Raw genomic sequence first — 17,505 nt, forward strand, 5'->3', positions numbered from 1 at the left:
TCCCGTAAAAATCTTAACAAAATCCAATATCTTCAAAAAAAATTAAGAGAACTGTAACAAATGTAACCATCATTTCATCTTTATAGTAAAACAACCACTTTTTGAGCCAAAGTAGTATAGATACAGAAGTATTATTGCAATTATGCAAGAAGGGAGACAAAGGTGCCCAAATGGCCATCTATAAACAATATTTCCGAGCAATGTATAACGTAGCCGTACGTATTGTTCACGATCCATATGAGGCAGAAGACGTACTGCAAGAATCTTTTTTAAGTGCTTTCAGCAAATTAGATTCTTACAGGGGGGAAACAACCTTTGGAGCCTGGCTGAAACGAATCGTAATTAACAACAGCATCTATCATTACAGAAAACAACAAAAGAATGACAATGTTCCGCTAGATGATGTAATGTACAGGGTCGAGGATAACGACGGTATTGATCCTGATCATGATTTCACAAACATGAAGGCTCAAAAAGTGTTGGAAACCATGAAAATGCTGAAGGACAATTATAGAGTTTCTTTGACCCTACATTTAATAGAAGGGTACGATTATGAAGAGGTAAGTGAGATCATGGGCATTAGTTATGCCAATTGCAGAACCACCATCTCAAGAGCAAAAGAAAGTTTAAGAAAAAAGCTAACAGAAGTATGGACTTAAGGAAAGATAACATCGACAGACTTTTTAAACAACTTCAGGGTCAATTTGACACAGAAGAGCCATTGGCAGGGCATGAAGAACGATTTTTTGAGCGCCTCAATGCTCAGCCCGCAACAAAAGTTATCGGAGTCCCCAAAAGACGGTCTTGGTGGAAGCCACTATCTATAGCTGCATCACTGACACTTCTTTTAGCCTTGGGGTATGGTGTTTTGATGAATCCCGGAACACCGGCCAATGTAGCCCCTGAAGTAGAAAAAACCCAATTTTATTTTGCTTCGTTAATTGATCGGGAACTGGAAAAGATCAACAACGAAGTAACCCCCGAAACACAGCAACTGGTAGATGATGCTATGCTTCAGATACAAAAGCTGGACAATAATTATAAAAAACTCGAACAAGATCTTGAAGAAAATGGTAATACCAAAAAAATACTGCATGCAATGATTACCAATTTTCAGACCAGAATTGATTTATTACAGGATGTACTAAATCAGATCGAAGAAGTAAAACAATTAAAAGAAAGTCAAAATAAAATGCCGGTAAACCAGATATAGCATCAATGGAAACGAGTTAACTGCTTTTTATCAGACACTTTTTACGAATTAAAAATCTTTACAAAAATGAAAACTATGTTATATAAAACTACGCTATTCTTTCTTTTGTTGCCGGCACTTATGCTGGCTACCAACCCTTCCATGGCCGGAAAATATACCAAAGAAAAAAAAATCAATAAAAAGTATAGTGTAAATGCAAATGCCTTACTTAAGGTAAACAACAGCTACGGGAACTTATACATTACCACCTGGAACGAAAACAGGGTTGAAATAGAAGTTCATATTAAAACCAGTGGTAACAACGAAGAAAAAGTGCAGAAAAAACTAGATCAGATCGATGTAGAATTTTCCGGATCCAACTCCTTAGTCTCTGCCAAAACCATCTTTCATAAAAACAAAGGATGGAGCTGGAGCTGGGGAAACAGCAATGTAAGCATGGAGATTAATTACACCATAAAAATGCCTGTTACCAATAGCGTGGATTTAAATAACGATTACGGCGGCATTAACCTGGATGATCTTGACGGGATTGCAAAGATCAGCTGTGACTACGGAAAAATAAATATCGGTGACCTGAATGCAGATAACAATATCCTAAGCTTTGATTACACTTCCAAATCTACCATTAACTATATGAAAAGCGGGAAAATAAGCGCCGATTATTCCGGGTATGAAATAGAAAAAGCAGGGAATCTGGTAATTAGTGCCGACTACACAACATCGGTAATCGGTGAGGCTGGCAATATAGAATATTCATGTGATTACGGATCTATTAAAATCGGTTCAGTAAACAACCTTAATGCTAACGGAGACTATCTTTCGGCCAAAATAGGGAATATACACGGAAATGTCTCTCTCTCATCCGACTATGGTTCCATTAAAATAGACAACCTATCTCCTAATGCCGGTAATATAGAAATAAGAAGTGATTATACAGGGATAAGAATTGGTTACGATCCGGACTACCATTTCGATTTCAATATCCAACTCGAGTATGCCGGGTTAAGTGGCAAAGAAAACCTCAACATGAAGCACAGCACCGAAAAATCAACAGAAAAACACTATGAAGGGTATTATGGTTCAACAGGGAAAAACAAGATCAACATTACTTCAGATTACGGAAGTGTAAAGCTTTACAAAAACTAATTCATCAATCATAAAATGAAAAAAATGAAAAAATCGGTTCTATTTTTATTGGTCATAACTTTCACCAGCACTGTTAATGCGCAATTATGGGGAAGTAAAAAAATAACTGGAAACGGTAACGTTACTACCGAAACACGAAATGTCGGCAGCTATGACGAAGTGAATGTTGCTGGTTTCTTCGACATTGTACTTGTAAAAGGAAAAGAAGGCAAAGTTTCGATTGAAGCTGAAGAAAACCTTCTGGACCACATAATAACCGAAGTAGATGGCGAAAAGCTTAAGATTAAAACAGAAAAAGGCTATAACCTTTCTACAAGCAGGGGACACAAAGTATTGATAACAGTTCCGTTTGATGACATTTCGGGAGTTTATATGTCGGGGTCAGGAGATATTGTAAGCAAGCATGAAATAAAAGCTGCACATTTCAGAACAGGCCTTTCCGGATCTGGTGATATTAGGTTAAATGTCAACTCAGAAACTACGGAGGCTAACATATCAGGATCCGGAGATATCAGCCTCAATGGTTATACCACTACATTTGAATGTGCCATTTCAGGGTCGGGAGATATTCATGCGCACAGCTTAAAAGCCAAGAATGTAGAAGTTTCGATTTCAGGATCCGGAGACGCTGAAGTATTTTGTGATGGAGGAAAATTAAAAACGAGGATCGTGGGCAGCGGCGATGTTAAATATCACGGAAATCCGGAATCTACAGACAATAAAGTTGTAGGCTCAGGAGATATAAGCAAAGGCTGACAACATATACTTACACCAACCAAAACTAAAGATCGTCTGTAGTATTTTCTCAGACGATTTTTTTATTCGTAAAAGTTTTTTTCAAACTTCCCGCCGGAAACCTGTATCATTTTATTTTTTTTATTGGATGCCTCAAAATAAAACTCACCTGAAACCATTCCCTGATCCCATTTAGAAACATCGAGTTTAACCTCTCCGCAATTTTCAGACAAATAAGAGGTTGTATACTCGTCACTACTGCTCCTGTTATAAAAAGCAGCTTCATTTCCATCTCCGTTGCCGGAAGACCGTCCAAAGATATATACATCTTTACCTGATCGCTTCAATGTAAGGAAAATTGACTGGTCGGTTTTCGGGTTATTGCCTATGATATCTATATAATCTCCCCTGAGTATGAGGACTACATCATCGGCATTAAAGTGCACATCGTTAATATATGCTTCAAAATAATCTGAAGAAATATCGGGTTCTTCCGTTTCTTCACTACATGATAAAACTATAAGGGTACAAATAAGATAGCATAGCAGGAATACAACTTTAACAGGTTTCATATTCCATACTTTTGAAATGCCTGTTAAATATATAACACCTTAAAAACGAATCAATTATAATTCGTCAAAACGCTTAATTTAACGATGTCATTAAGATCTCAATTTTCGCACCCTTGATAAAAGGAATACTCCTGCCACAAAGAAAATCCCTAAAAACACAATTGAATTACGCATGTTTCCTGTCGTTTGGGCTATAAATCCATATAAAAATGTACCTATAATGATCCCTATTTTTTCTGCCACATCATAAAAACTAAAAAAGGAGGTTGTATCGGTGGTATCCGGTAAAAACTTAGAATAGGTAGACCGCGACAGCGCCTGGATACCTCCCATAACCAATCCTACACAACCGGCCGCTATATAAAAATTGAACGGTGTCTGTAAATAATAGGCATAAATACATATTAAAATCCATAATATATTTATAACCATCAAGGTATTGATATTGCCATATTTCTTTGAAGCCATTGCCGTAAAGGTTGCTCCTGCAATAGCTACTAACTGAATTACCAAAATACTTATAATAAGCCCCATCGTGCGTTCATCTGCCGATCCCCATGCTATTTCTTCTTCACCGAAGTAAGTCGCAATAAGCATAACGGTTTGTACAGCCATACTGTAAACAAAAAATGCCCCCAGGTATCGCTTTAGCTTCGGTTGCTCTTTTAACTGATCCCAAACCGACTTTAACTCTCTAAAACCATTAAGGATCACATTGGTACGCACCCCTTCTTTCTTATATCCTTTCGGCAAATGATAAAAAGTATACTGGCTGAAGAGTATCCACCAGATTCCTACCGATACAAAAGAATACTTCATGGCAAGCATTTCCGCACCTTCTCCGGCATCAGAAGTTATTCCAAAAATCCCCGGAAACATCACCATAATAAGATTTATGATCAGGAGAATAACACTTCCTATATACCCCATAGAAAACCCCTTGGCACTGATCCTGTCCTGTTGTTCAGGGTAGGCAACATCTGGCAAGTATGAATTATTAATCGCAAAACTAACCCAAAATCCAACCAGGCCTAAGAAATAGCACAATAAGCCGATATAGATATTTTCGATCGTAAACCAATACAACCCAATACATGAAACGCCTCCCAAATAGCAGAAGAACTTCATAAACACCTTCTTATTTCCTAAATAATCCGCAATCCCCGAAATAAGCGGCGTAATAATGGCAATGAAAACAAAAGCCAACGAAGTAACATAACTGATCAGGGGGGCTCTTGCTATTTCACCTCCTAGCACGCTTACTTTCTCTATACCCGCCACACGGAATAAGGCTCCGTAATAGATAGGAAATATTGCCGATGAAATAACCAGGCTATATACCGAATTAGCCCAATCGTAAAATGCCCATGCGTTTAATAATTTTTTACTTCCTTTCTGAAGTGCTGTTTTAGTCATAAACTAATAATTTAGACGGGCACATTGCCTCTATCGCTACAATTTAAAATCCAATAAAAAAAGCTGCCCTTTTACAGAACAGCTCCGAATATACTATTTTTATCTAAGTCATTATTGAAAACTTGTTACTCCGAACTTTTTAGCTTCTGTTCTTGCTGCAGGAGCCCAACTGGTCAGGTTACTTATTCTGGTCTGGCTTGAAGGGTGGGTGCTTAATATTTCAGATGGAGCAGCACCTCCTGAATTTTCACTCATCCTGACCCATAATTTTGCAGCTTCATCCGGATTATATCCTGCAATAGCCATAAGCTGAATTCCTATTTTGTCAGCTTCTGTTTCATGGCTCCTGCTAAAAGGCAGCATCCCCCCTACCTGTGAACCAACACCATAAGCCTTCATCCACAATTCTTGAGTCGCGGTACTTTTACCTCCTGTCGCAATAGCTACTCCCGTTGCTCCGGCTTGCTGTAACACGCCGGCACTCATCCGTTGTTGACCGTGGTTTGCCAAGGCATGGGCCACTTCATGCCCCATTACCACAGCCAGACCGGCATCGCTTTGAGCTATTGGCAAAAGTCCTGTATAAACTACAATCTTACCTCCCGGCATACACCAGGCATTTACTTGTTTATCGTCTACCAGGTTATATTCCCATTTGTAATCTTTTAAATAACCTTCATAACCATTGGCATTCAACCATTTTTCAGCAGCTACGGCAATACGTTGTCCTACTTTTTTAACCCGCTGTGCATCCTTGGTTCCACTGATAACCTTGTTCTCTTTTAAAAATGTATCGTATTGCTGAAACGCAGAAGCAAACAATTCATCATTAGAGACCAGGGCCATGGTTTTCTTTCCTGTAAAAGGATTGGTTGCGCAGGCAGCCATTAAAAAGGCAAATAACGCTGTTGAAATATATCTTTTCATTTGTTATGGTTGTTTTCGTTTGTAAGTCAAATTTACAAAACTTTAATAATTGTAAGTTGTAAAAGTTAAAATTGACCGAATTTTTACTTAACGCTAATCATATACGTTAAAAACTTGTTTGCTTCTTACGAAATTTAAATACCTTGCATTATTAAAGCCTTGTGATGAGTAAAGATCAAAAAACATACCGAAATACAATTGAAATACCCAAACCTATTATATATACAGCTAAAACACTACAGCTTATTTCTCCGCATCTGGCAAGCAGGTTTGCCGGGAAACTCTTTATGACCCCTATAAAGCATAAAATGCCCAAGAGGGAATACCATATGGATAAAAACACAAAGCAACTGAATGTACCGATCCCTTCATTGAATAAAGAAATCGTGGTTTATAACTATGGTAAGTCAACCAAAAAGGCACTTTTGGTACATGGCTGGTCGGGTCGTGGGACACAATTGTTTAAAATTGCAGATGAGCTTCTTAAACTGGGATATATGACCATCAGTTTTGATGCCCCGGCTCATGGAAAAGCCCCTGGTTCTAAAACCAATATGTCCGAATTTATTGATTCGGTGATGCACCTGAATGCTTTGTATGGTCCGTTTGAGGTAGGTATAGGTCATTCACTCGGTGGAATGACGCTATTAAACTCGATCAGTCAGGGATTATCCCTTCGAAAGCTTGTCATTATCGGCTGTGGTGATAAGATCATTGATATTGCTTTGGATTTTACCCGAAAACTGGGGCTAAAAGACAATGTAGGGCTAAAGATGAAGAACCGGTTTGATGAAATCCTGGGAAAAGACATCAACAAGCTTTCCGCCAGTACTGCCGCCATTGAAGTTCAAACGCCATCCTTGATTATACACGACAAAGATGATGCTGATGTTCCGCTGGGTTCAGCAGAAAATATTCACGAACATTTAAAAAATTCCAGACTGGTTATTACTGAAGGCCTGGGACACCGAAAAATACTGGGCGATAAAAATGTCATAACAGAGATCAGTCAATTCATCCGATAAAAAATATCAATACAAAAATCTAATTTTCAGCTAATTATAACTATATTTGCAACACCACTCCTTATTCTTTTCTCTTGATTAATAGCAATATAACATTAGCAATTTAACCAGCTAAATATATTGTCATGAGAAAATTATTGTTACTGATCGTAGTATTTCTAACCTGGACCATATCTGGGCAAAACGGAGAAGAATACGTTGTTTTTGAGAACGTTGTTATTACTCCTAATCCTTCAAAAATCAAAGATTTTCAGCAACACATGGCTGAACACAACAAAAAATATCACACCGATGATGTTTATGGTTGCCGGGTGTACGCCATTGTAACAGGACCCAATACGGGTAAGTTTGTTTGGTCGATGGGACCTATTCCCTGGTCTTCTATAGACAACAGACCGGCTCAGGGTGGCCATGATGAACATTGGAATACCATGGTGATGCCTACCCTTCTCCCGGAAGCGAATGCCAGTTATTGGCGTTCTCATCCGGAATTTTCCAATTTCCCAAGAGATTTTAAACTCGATAAATTAAGACTCACATATTACGATATAAAAAGAGGGATGGGGAATTTTGATAAAATAAAAGAAATCATCGGGCGGGTTGCTAAAATGAATAAAGAAAAATACCCCGATGATATCTATGGAGTTTACACCAACGAATTCGGAAGTACAAACGAAGGAAAAGATGTCGTATTTGTTGACTTTTTTGAAAGTTCAGCCAAATTGGGTGAACAAGACGAAAACTGGATCTCCAACTACAATGCCGTAAATGGTGCCGGAAGTTTTGACAGGGACATTAAAACATGGTTCGAACTCACCAACGGATCAGAAAGGGAGTTGTGGATATTAGTTCCGGAACTCAGTGGTAAAACCGCAGCTGTAAAAATAAACTAAAACTATATTTTAACACTTTTGAGACCGGAAAGCAGGCGCGCTTCCCATACCTGTTTCCCTATAAAGCTTTATGAAACGGAGAGACATTACTCTCATTAAACTATATTACTATGAAAACATTTGTTTATACTTTAGCTATTATATTTTTTGTATGTGTTTCATGTGAAGGCGATCAGGGACCTGTCGGGCCTGAGGGACCTCAAGGGCCTCCCGGAATCGACGGTGGTATTATTTTACCACAGGTTTTCGGAGTAGAGGTAGACTTTTTAGAAGAAAACGAATATGCCTCACTGTTTGAATTCCCTGATGAAATTGAAATTTTCGAATCCGATCTGGTAGTTGTCTACCACTATGCCGGCCTTGACGCCAACAGCAATCAGGAGATCTGGGAAGCCATGCCTCATTTCATTTATTTTAACACAGGCTTGATCTCATATAGTTACGACCATACCTCCTCGGATGTTAATTTCTATCTGAAAGGGAATGTAGACCTGGCCGCATTGGACGAGGAGTTTCGTTTGGACCATCTGTTCAGGGTCGCTATTATTCCTGCTGATTTTTTCGCAGGCACAACCGGAATAAATACGGAAGAACTTATAAAAAGCTATAAAACCAGTGAAATAAAGACATACAAAATGAATTAGAACCATCAGAAAACAGAAAACACATAGCCAAACCATACAAGCCCGGTCAAAAAAACCGGGCTTATTTGTGTACATTCATCAGTATGGCCTGATAATTGTATCAGACATCGCAAACAAAACTCTTTTAGTTATGAAAAATATTATTTATTTACTCACTATTGTATCATTCGCTTTTGTTTCATGTGATGGAGACCCGGGGCCTCCGGGACTTCCCGGAGAAGACGGAGGACTGATTGTTGCCGATGCTTTTGAAATTGAAATTGATTTTACAGAAGAAAATAATTATGAACATACTGAATCCTATGGGTTTGAAGTATTTCAATACGATGTCGTACTTACCTATATCCTCTGGGAAGATAACGGCCAAGAAATATGGAGGCTTATTCCACAGGATATTTATTTGAATGAAGGCGTTTTAACCTATAATTACGACTTTACTCAGGAAGATGTTCGCATTTTTATTGACGGAACAGTTGACTTTAGCCTGTTAGAAAGCAGATGGACCCAAAATCAAGTATTCAGAGTGGTTGTAGTACCTGCTGATAATGTTGATGCTTCTATTGATTTTTCCAATTACAATAACGTAATCCAATCTTTAAACATCAAGGATGTACGAAAATTAAAGTAAACTACCTCGGTGCAAGCACACGAGGCATTGGTCGGAAACAAATTTTAATTTCGAGGCAAGCCTCGGGGTATTATACCCTTTGGCGGTGCCAATAAATATTTGCCTTTTAAAAAAATATTTATTTAACGGTCTTTATAAGCGCTGAAAACTCCGATATAAAATCGGAGTTTTCTGTTTTTGTGCTTTTTTTAAATACCTCAAAAGCACTTTACCATGAAAAAATCATTTTATTTCATCACACTTTCTCTGTTTATGATTTCTTGTGATGGTGAGCAAGGTCCTCCCGGAGAAGATGGTCAGGACGGCAACCTGATAAAACCTCAGGCTATCGAAGTAACTGTCGACCTCCTCGGCATTAATGGCTATTATCAGCTTCTGGAACACCCGGATAATGTATCGGTAGGGGAATCTGACGTTATTCTCGCCTTTCAAAAAATTGAATACGGGGTCAATGGAGAATACATCTGGGAACCTTAACCAAGGATTCTGTACGGTGATTCATATGCCTAGAGCTATCTCATAGACTACGATCCGGTTACCATCTCATTTTTTATAGACGGATCCAATGACTGGAGGAGCCCTATGAACGATGAACTGAATACGGGTTTAACCTTCAGATACGTCATAGTCCCTACTGAACTACTACAAGGAATTAATACTTCCAATTACAATACAATATCGAAAACTTTAAACATTAAAGAAATTCGCAAGATAAATTAACCCATACATCTGTTATGTTTCATATATTGTTGCGTCCAACTAAAAAAACAATACTATGAGAGCGCTATTTTTTATCGTATCGATTGTATTTTTAGCAAGTTGCAACTCTACTGCTCAGGACAAAAAGAACAAGGTAGGGCATGAAACATCAACAGCTCTGAAAAAGAACGATCAGACCGTTCAAAAAACCGAAGCAGAATGGAAAGCCTTGCTTTCTGATGAAGAATATCGTGTACTGAGGCTAAAAGGAACAGAACGACCACATACCGGCAAATACAATCTTTATTTTGAAGAAGGCACCTATGCATGTAAAGGCTGTGGTACCCCCCTCTTTAAAAGCGGGATGAAATTTGAAAGCGATTGTGGCTGGCCTTCTTTTGATAAAGCAATCAAAGGAACCATTACCTATAAGAAAGATACTTCATTCGGAATGGTACGTACCGAAATACTTTGTTCCAAATGCGGAGGGCATTTAGGCCATGTGTTTGACGATGGCCCTACAGCTACCGGTAAGCGTTACTGTGTGAATTCGGTTAGCATCGATTTTGACAAACAATAATAAAAAGCCTTCTCTTAACCGGGAAGGATTTATTATTTTTATATCTATGGAAGCTCATTATATAGACAGTATTACGAAGCAGTTTAGGTACTACAAAAGCCTGGGCGACAAAAGCTTTGCTATTCTTAGCGAGAATGACATTCACCGGCGGCAGGGAGAAGAACAAAACAGCATCGCCATTATAGCCAAACACATGGCAGGTAATATGTTAAGCAGGTTTACAAACTTTTTGACTGAAGACGGTGAAAAATCATGGCGTGACCGCGACAGTGAATTTGAAGACACCCTGCAAACAAAAGATGAAATGATCGCTTATTGGGAAAAGGGCTGGAAATGTTTATTCAACACCCTTGAAAACCTCAACCCAGAAGACATAGCACAGATCGTTTATATCCGTAATGAAGGCCATACCGCACTCGAAGCTTTAAACAGGCAAATGGCACATTATGCGTACCATATCGGGCAAATAGTATGCCTGGCTAAAATGATAAAAGGAAATTCATGGATATCCCTGAGTATCCCAAAGGGAGATTCCGATAAATTCAACAAGGATAAATTCAATAAAGGAAAAAGCAGGCGTCATTTTACAGATGATTACAATTAAACATAATCAACACCTGTCGGGCATGAAACCTTGAATAGCTTAATTTTTTACAGCATCATTCATAATTTCACCAAGCACTTCTCTTGTAATAGGCTTAATAATAAAGTTATTCAAATTTTTATATGATTTAGCCTTAATTATATCAGTTGGATCGATAGATGAAGACACAATATAGATCAGCATCTTTTTTTCTGTATCAATTTTAATGAAATTATCAAGAAACTCCCAGCCATCCATAATGGGCATATTCAGATCCAATAAGATCACATCGGGAACAGTTTCTCCTGACAAAATAATCGGTTTTAAATTGTTAAGCGCTTCTTCACCATTATTAAACACCAAAAAATTGGAGCAAAAATCGGCTATTTCCATGATTCTTTTAGCACCAAAAACAAAAACAGGATCATCATCAATGATACAGGTGAGATTGATTGATTGATTTGGTTTCATATATACTATTTAATTCTTGAAAAACAATTTAAAATTAGTTCCTACATTTACTTCACTTTCCACCTCTATCTTCCCCCCAAGAGCCTCCATTTGGTTTTTCGTTATAAACAACCCTATTCCCCTTGAATCATCATTATGATGAAAAGTCTTATACATTCCAAACAACTTGTCTCCATGGCGGTTCAAGTCGATTCCTAATCCGTTATCTTCAATATCGAGTATGATATATCCGTTTTGTCTGTATGAAGACAGCTTTACAAAACTCTCTCTCTCTTTCGATCGGTACTTAATGCCATTTGTCATAAAATTCAGCAAGATGCTTTCTACATATGCCGGCAGCCCCTTAATAGATACGTCTTTCTGTACTTCATTGATCACTTCAACCTCTGCATCTGCTGCCAAACTTGACACGGTATTATATATTGCCGACACAGCATCACGAAGATTAATACTTTCTACTTCATAATCAACTTCCGTATTTATCACCACCACCTCGTTCAGATGCTGAATGGTATCTTTTAAGTTTTTTGAAGCCAATTGCAACAACTCTATTGCCTTTTCTGTCTTAAATTCGGGATATGTACTCATAAAAACATCTAACAGCATTTCAAAATTACCGGAATGCGACCTTAGATTATGAGAAACAATATGTGCAAAATTCCTTAACCTGTCATTCTGTTCTGTTGTTATGGATAATAACGACTTGATTTCTTTTTCAGCATTTTTAAGGTCGCTGATATCAGCTGCCACTCCCAAAAACCCTTCTATCTCTCCTTCCAAATCCCTTACTGGCGTAACTACCAGTTGTACGGGGAAAGTAGATCCGTCCTTTCTGACATATGTCCATTCATGGGATTTAAAGTTACCCTGTTTTGGTAATTCAACAAATACATCAAAGCCTTTTATTTTTTTACCTAATTCTTTTGCCAGCTCCTTTTCCCTTTTCACTATCTCTTCCTGCAAATGAATAACTACCGGGGTTTGCTTTCCTATCATTTCATCGGCTGCATATTGTAAAAAAGTTTCTGCTCCTTTATTAAAATGCGTAATGAGTCCGTTTTTGTCCGTGCCGATTATCGACACATAACTCGAGTTAAGGATGGCGTTGAGCTTTTCATTTGTTTCCTTTAACGAAGCTTCATATTTTTTAATCTCAGTTATATCCTGAAAAATCCCATACAACCTTTTTGTCCTTCCGTTAAACATTTCAACCTGCCCTATCGACCGAACCCAAATATCATTCCCTGTATAGGTATTCATCTGTAATTCCAAATCAAACGATTTCCCTGATTTCACAGCATCTTTTACTGCGCGTTTAATAGTTTCCCTACTATCTCCATCTTTATAAAAATCTATTGCGGTTTCCAATTCCGGTTTAAAGCTTTCAGGAACTTGGTGTATCTCCCGGGTAATCTTACTCCAGCTTAATTTTTGTTTATCAAAATCCACTTCCCATGTTCCGATACGGGCTATTTCGTTGGTTTTATTTAGTATGTTTTCAATTTTCAGCCTTTCCCTAACACTCTCTTTAAATTGTGTAATGTTTGCCGTATGCATTACAATGCCTCCTATTTCATTTTCATTTTTATACCATGGCCTTACATCCCATGAGAGCCATTGTATATTGCCATCTTCGCGTTCAAATGACGCTTCATCGCATATATTTACCGCCCCCTGCATACACTCACTATGTATTTTCTTCCAGTCGTCACCTATTTCTGGAAATATCTCATAATGTGATTTACCCAATATCTCCATCCCTTCCAGGCCATAATCTTCTTTCCATTTTTTGGATGCAGCTATATATTCCATATCCCTGTTAAACATGGCTATGGCACTTGGAGCCTGCTCTACAAAGATTAAATTTTGCCTGAAACTATTCTGCAGGGTCATTTCTGCTTGTTTTTCTTTTGTTATGTCCCAATTAGTCCCAAGCATCCTGACCGGTTTATCGTTCTTATCTGTATAGACCATCGCTTTGGCCTTAATAAACCTGATTTCACCTCCCGGTTTTATTATCCTAAATGACGTATCGAATTCCTGTTCTCCCAAAAGTGCCTTTTTAACATCTTCGGCTGCTCTTTCCTTGTCTTCAGGATGTAGTGCATTTTCCCACGTATCATATACATGTCCAAACCCTTCTTTTTCGAGGCCATGCAGTTTATACATCACATCATCCCATTCAAGGTAATTATTCACTATATCGTACTCCCAAACCCCTACCACCGCAGCTTTATTAGCCGTGCTGTACTTTTTTGTAATCTTCTTTAATTCTTCTTCGTACGATTTCCTTATCGTAATATCCTTTAAAGAAACCGATATAAAAGTCCCTTCCGGTAAATCTATTCTAGAAAAGGAAATCTCACTTGAAAATCCGGTTCCGTTCTTTTTAATAACAGTGACCTCCAAAGGTGTTTTTTGGAATTTCCCTTCCTCTAAACATTTTTTTAACCTCTTTTCAAACTTTTTTACACTCCTGTCCTCTATAATTATTTTTATATCCAGTCCGTTCAATTCTTCTTTTCCATACTCAAAAACTTCTTGAGCTCTCTCATTGAATAAATAAATCTTTGATGCTTTATCAACAATGATGATAGGATCAGGAGTAGAATTCAAAAACGTTTTGGTTATAGAAAGGTTGTGATTTATTTTCTGTCGCTGTTTTTCAATTTCATTAAGCTTTACTGCCACAAACCATATTAAAAACAAAGATATCACCAGAAATATAACTCCAAACAGGGTTGTTCCAAATTCCACTCCGATAATATGATACCGATCTGCTATAATCTTTGCATAACTTAAAACGATCACGATCACTCCCGTTTGCACAAAAAGTTTTCTGGCCATCATACTGCCAATACTGTGTTTGGCAAATACGCTTGTAATGCCCAGGTCTATCCGGATAAAAGAAGCTGCTGTAGATACGGCAATAAACAATATTGATGTGTGTACAGCCATCGAAGTTATAAATCCCAGCTTAGTTTCAATACCGACACCAAACAAATATGTCAAGAAGGATGTTACCGAAATTAAGGTCACCAAATGAAACAAATATTGACAAAACTGTGCCACTTTATTATTCTTATTTTCCAAAAAAAGCAATCCAAATGCCATGAAAAAAAAGCACATGCTTGTACCCAAAGACATTCTTCCTGGCAAGGCATACTCCGAAAAATGGTCTTTTATAAATAATTGATCGATTCCGTAATTTACTCCAAAAAAATATTGTAAAAGTGTCATTACGGATAATATTAACAATGACCAATCCATTAATTTAATGAGTCTTCCAGAAATCATGTTTTTCGGCTTGACACTCAAATACAACCTTAAAGCAAGCAGAAAAAAACCCAGTGCCGTATTAAATTTCATTGTCGGCAATTCAGGTAGGAAAGAAGTAAGAATTTCGAACCTGAAACACCATCCGAAAAATACAACCACGCTTATACATAATGTTGTTATGGCTACAATCAGGGTATAATTTTTAAACTTATCAGATGAAATTAATGTGCTTAGGTTTTCCATTAAAAATTTCTTAGTTTAAATTTTTGTAAAAATGCAAAAATTATCGATGTAAACCTAAATTTATCCATGAACTGACAGCTTCTCTTGCGTATATCTGTCAAATTGTATAATTTCAACAAAAATTACAGTCTCATAAATGCCCAAACACAACTCTATACTAAAACACGATTTTTTCAATTTACTGAAAACAGACAACTATTTGTTTTCCTTTTTGTTGGAAAAACAAGTTTCAGGTTTTTGTTATTGGAGGCTCAAACCTGATGATGAAATATGGCTGAGTGATAATTTTTGGAAGATGACCGGTTATGATTCTCCGGCAGATGATATGAGTGAAAGAATTTTAAATACGAAAGACTTCCTGAGCATTAAATCATTCTTTAACAACAATACAGACAACAACACATCCTACGAAGGCACCTTTTCGCTTATCCACCGTGATGGACACAAAACTCTGAATAAAATAATTGCCAGAGCAATTCAATGCGAGGCGAATGAAATAAACGGGATTGCAATAGCATTTATCCGAAAAATGGATAATGCAAATCTCAAAAGCTCTGAATCTGACTTCCTTGGAAATGTTAGTCACGAACTAAGAACTCCTCTTAATGGAGTCATAGGATTCACTGATCTTCTTTTAAAAAGTGAGTTAAGTCCGCAGCAAAGAAAATTTACCGATACTATATACCACTCGGCTGATAAACTAGAAGCTTTAATTAATGACATGCTGGAATATGCAGATTTAAGTGCAAATAAGATCAAGCTGGAACCTACACCTACAAAGCTATACGAACTATGTCATGAAATTACTGAGTTCATAGATCAATTTTATAACAATAAAAATAACAGGGTTTATTTCAACCATACTATCGACCCGGACAACAAGGTTCTGGCTGATCCTCATAAACTAAGGCAGGTGCTATTAAACCTTCTTAACAACGCTGCCAAATTTACAAACAATGGGAAGATTACACTGCAAGTCGACAAAATAGCCGACAACTCCAACACCTGTACATTTCAGTTTTCAATTAAGGATTCCGGAAGTGGTATAGCCAGAAAAAATCTTAAAAAGATAACAAAAGCTTTTGATCAGGAAGATTCGTCTCTTACAAGACCTCATGAAGGCATGGGCCTTGGATTAGCAATTACAGACTCTCTGTTAAAATTAATGAACAGCTCTTTGAGCATAGAAAGCACCCCCGGAAAAGGAAGTTCTTTCTCTTTTCAAATATCATTTAAAAAAGTTAAAAAGGCCGCAGATAGCTCGTCAAAGATTATCGAAAAACAAGCAGATATTGTTTTTTCTACCAATAACAACAGTGAATTCCCGTATAAAATCTTAATTGCAGAAGATAACCCTATCAATCAATTCCTGATTCAAACCATTATAGAAAAAATATTTCCACAGGCAAAACTGGTCATCTGTGAAAATGGAATAGAAGCCGTGAAAAATTTCAAACAAGAAAGGTTTGATATTATAATACTCGATATTCAAATGCCCTTTATGAGTGGCTATGAAGCAGCAGTTGAGATCAGAAAGCTCGAAAAATCCAAAAGAATCCCCATTATAGCTTTAACAGCAAGAACTTTAGAGAAAGAAAAAGAATTATGTTTCGAAAGCGGGATGGACGAATACCTAACCAAACCCGTTATTTACGAAACCTTAAAAAAAGTTCTCTACAGTCATCTCAACAGGAATCACCAACAAGGGAAGCAGACGACAAAAAAAATATATGGTTTAACCTATTTAAACGAGTTGTCAGAAGGAGACAATTTTATAATAAAAGATTCCCTTGGAATGTTCATTTCATGGGTAGGGGAAAAAATCATGGAAGCACGCGAAGTGTTAAACGAAAAAAAATTTGAGGACCTGAAAAACATAGCTCACAATATCAAACCTTCGTTTGAAATGATCGAGAATCTTACAGGAAGTGAACTATGCAATGATATTGTATATAACGCCACAGAAGATATGTTCCCTGATTTATTTGCACAATTAAATCAGGAATACAACACCTTAAAAGAAACGATACTAACGGATTACCCTAATCTTATCGACTATGAAAAAGAAAATACTAGTAATTGAAGACAACCCTATGATTGTAAGAACTGTTGAGTTCAAGCTTTCGAAAGACGGATACGAGGTAACAGTTGCTGAAGACGGAAAAAAAGCTCTTTCGCTTATTAAAAATACGACATTCGATCTGATCTTAACAGACTTAATGCTACCGTTTATATCAGGAAAAGAACTTATTGAATACGCAAAAAAAAACCTTCCTGACACCCCGATCATTGTTCTTTCCACCTCAACACAGGAAGACATTATCACCAACGCTTTTAACATAGGTGTAGATGATTTCATCACCAAACCTTTCAGTCCGCAAGAGCTAAGTCTAAGGGTAAAAAGAACTGTAAACAGCTATGGGAATATTTCTTAACGGTATAAGAATCGTG

The 17,505-nt window shown here is 37.4% G+C and carries 18 protein-coding genes; 13 read left to right on the top strand and 5 right to left on the bottom strand.

Translation table 11 applies throughout. From position 1 onward, the window contains the following. Positions 1-101 precede the first annotated feature (101 nt). The 4 genes from MQE36_RS16535 (at position 102) to MQE36_RS16550 (ending at position 3,115) form a co-directional block, all read left to right on the top strand. Positions 102-659, top strand: a complete 558-nt coding sequence (locus tag MQE36_RS16535) for an RNA polymerase sigma factor (RefSeq protein ID WP_242937078.1) — start codon at positions 102-104, stop codon at positions 657-659. Continuing rightward, the gene (locus MQE36_RS16540) at positions 650-1,213 is read left to right on the top strand and encodes a hypothetical protein (protein WP_242937079.1); all 564 of its coding nucleotides are present in this window, start codon (positions 650-652) and stop codon (positions 1,211-1,213) included. The genes MQE36_RS16535 and MQE36_RS16540 overlap by 10 nt, the downstream gene beginning before the upstream one ends. Positions 1,214-1,279: 66 nt before the next feature. Beyond that, positions 1,280-2,359 carry a DUF4097 family beta strand repeat-containing protein gene (locus tag MQE36_RS16545; protein WP_242937080.1) on the top strand — a complete coding sequence of 360 codons (1,080 nt, stop codon included), beginning with the start codon at positions 1,280-1,282 and terminating at the stop codon, positions 2,357-2,359. Between the two features lie 24 nt (positions 2,360-2,383). Further along, complete coding sequence (locus tag MQE36_RS16550) at positions 2,384-3,115, top strand: head GIN domain-containing protein (protein ID WP_242937081.1); 732 nt, start codon at positions 2,384-2,386, stop codon at positions 3,113-3,115. Positions 3,116-3,177: 62 nt separating this feature from the next. Here the strand turns inward: MQE36_RS16550 and MQE36_RS16555 are convergent, their stop codons facing one another. The 3 genes from MQE36_RS16555 to MQE36_RS16565 all read right to left on the bottom strand — a co-directional run bounded on the left by MQE36_RS16555 (position 3,178) and on the right by MQE36_RS16565 (position 6,009). Beyond that, positions 3,178-3,666 (bottom strand): DUF6252 domain-containing protein, encoded by a 489-nt coding sequence (locus MQE36_RS16555; protein ID WP_242937082.1) that lies wholly within the window; start codon positions 3,664-3,666, stop codon positions 3,178-3,180. A gap of 90 nt (positions 3,667-3,756) precedes the next feature. Beyond that, positions 3,757-5,082, bottom strand: a complete 1,326-nt coding sequence (locus tag MQE36_RS16560) for an MFS transporter (RefSeq protein ID WP_242937083.1) — start codon at positions 5,080-5,082, stop codon at positions 3,757-3,759. Between the two features lie 111 nt (positions 5,083-5,193). Next, positions 5,194-6,009, bottom strand: coding sequence for a M48 family metallopeptidase (locus MQE36_RS16565; RefSeq protein WP_242937084.1), 816 nt, complete (start codon positions 6,007-6,009; stop codon positions 5,194-5,196). 164 nt (positions 6,010-6,173) lie between these two features. Here MQE36_RS16565 and MQE36_RS16570 point away from each other — a divergent pair, with 164 nt between their 5' ends. The 7 genes from MQE36_RS16570 (at position 6,174) to MQE36_RS16600 (ending at position 11,082) form a co-directional block, all read left to right on the top strand. Beyond that, positions 6,174-7,034 carry an alpha/beta fold hydrolase gene (locus MQE36_RS16570; RefSeq protein ID WP_242937085.1) on the top strand — a complete coding sequence of 287 codons (861 nt, stop codon included), beginning with the start codon at positions 6,174-6,176 and terminating at the stop codon, positions 7,032-7,034. Between the two features lie 125 nt (positions 7,035-7,159). After that, the gene (locus tag MQE36_RS16575; protein ID WP_242937086.1) at positions 7,160-7,927 is read left to right on the top strand and encodes a hypothetical protein; all 768 of its coding nucleotides are present in this window, start codon (positions 7,160-7,162) and stop codon (positions 7,925-7,927) included. A gap of 110 nt (positions 7,928-8,037) precedes the next feature. After that, entirely contained in the window at positions 8,038-8,571 is a 534-nt protein-coding gene (locus MQE36_RS16580) for a hypothetical protein (RefSeq protein WP_242937087.1), read from the top strand. A 130-nt stretch (positions 8,572-8,701) separates the two neighbouring features. Beyond that, complete coding sequence (locus tag MQE36_RS16585) at positions 8,702-9,199, top strand: hypothetical protein (protein ID WP_242937088.1); 498 nt, start codon at positions 8,702-8,704, stop codon at positions 9,197-9,199. Positions 9,200-9,412: 213 nt separating this feature from the next. After that, positions 9,413-9,676, top strand: a complete 264-nt coding sequence (locus MQE36_RS16590) for a hypothetical protein (protein WP_242937089.1) — start codon at positions 9,413-9,415, stop codon at positions 9,674-9,676. 400 nt (positions 9,677-10,076) lie between these two features. Then, on the top strand, positions 10,077-10,478 hold the full coding sequence (gene msrB / locus MQE36_RS16595) for a peptide-methionine (R)-S-oxide reductase MsrB (RefSeq protein ID WP_242938869.1): 402 nt from the start codon (positions 10,077-10,079) through the stop codon (positions 10,476-10,478). A 46-nt stretch (positions 10,479-10,524) separates the two neighbouring features. Further along, positions 10,525-11,082: a DUF1572 family protein gene (locus tag MQE36_RS16600; RefSeq protein WP_242937090.1), complete on the top strand. Its 558-nt coding sequence runs from the start codon at positions 10,525-10,527 to the stop codon at positions 11,080-11,082. A 39-nt stretch (positions 11,083-11,121) separates the two neighbouring features. On the opposite strand, the gene MQE36_RS16605 is transcribed toward MQE36_RS16600, so the two are convergent. Both MQE36_RS16605 and MQE36_RS16610 read right to left on the bottom strand, forming a co-directional pair. After that, a complete protein-coding gene (locus tag MQE36_RS16605) occupies positions 11,122-11,532 on the bottom strand; it encodes a response regulator (RefSeq protein WP_242937091.1) in 411 nt (136 codons plus the stop codon). A gap of 9 nt (positions 11,533-11,541) precedes the next feature. Then, a complete protein-coding gene (locus MQE36_RS16610) occupies positions 11,542-15,054 on the bottom strand; it encodes a PAS domain S-box protein (protein WP_242937092.1) in 3,513 nt (1,170 codons plus the stop codon). A 136-nt stretch (positions 15,055-15,190) separates the two neighbouring features. On the opposite strand from MQE36_RS16610, the gene MQE36_RS16615 reads away from it, so the two are divergent. Then, on the top strand, positions 15,191-17,137 hold the full coding sequence (locus MQE36_RS16615; protein WP_242937093.1) for a hybrid sensor histidine kinase/response regulator: 1,947 nt from the start codon (positions 15,191-15,193) through the stop codon (positions 17,135-17,137). Further along, a complete protein-coding gene (locus MQE36_RS16620; protein ID WP_242937094.1) occupies positions 17,112-17,489 on the top strand; it encodes a response regulator transcription factor in 378 nt (125 codons plus the stop codon). Before MQE36_RS16615 ends, MQE36_RS16620 begins: the two co-directional genes overlap by 26 nt. Positions 17,490-17,505 lie beyond the last annotated feature (16 nt).

It is taken from the genome of Zhouia spongiae (genome assembly GCF_022760175.1).
GTDB classification, from domain to species: Bacteria; Bacteroidota; Bacteroidia; order Flavobacteriales; family Flavobacteriaceae; genus Zhouia; species Zhouia spongiae.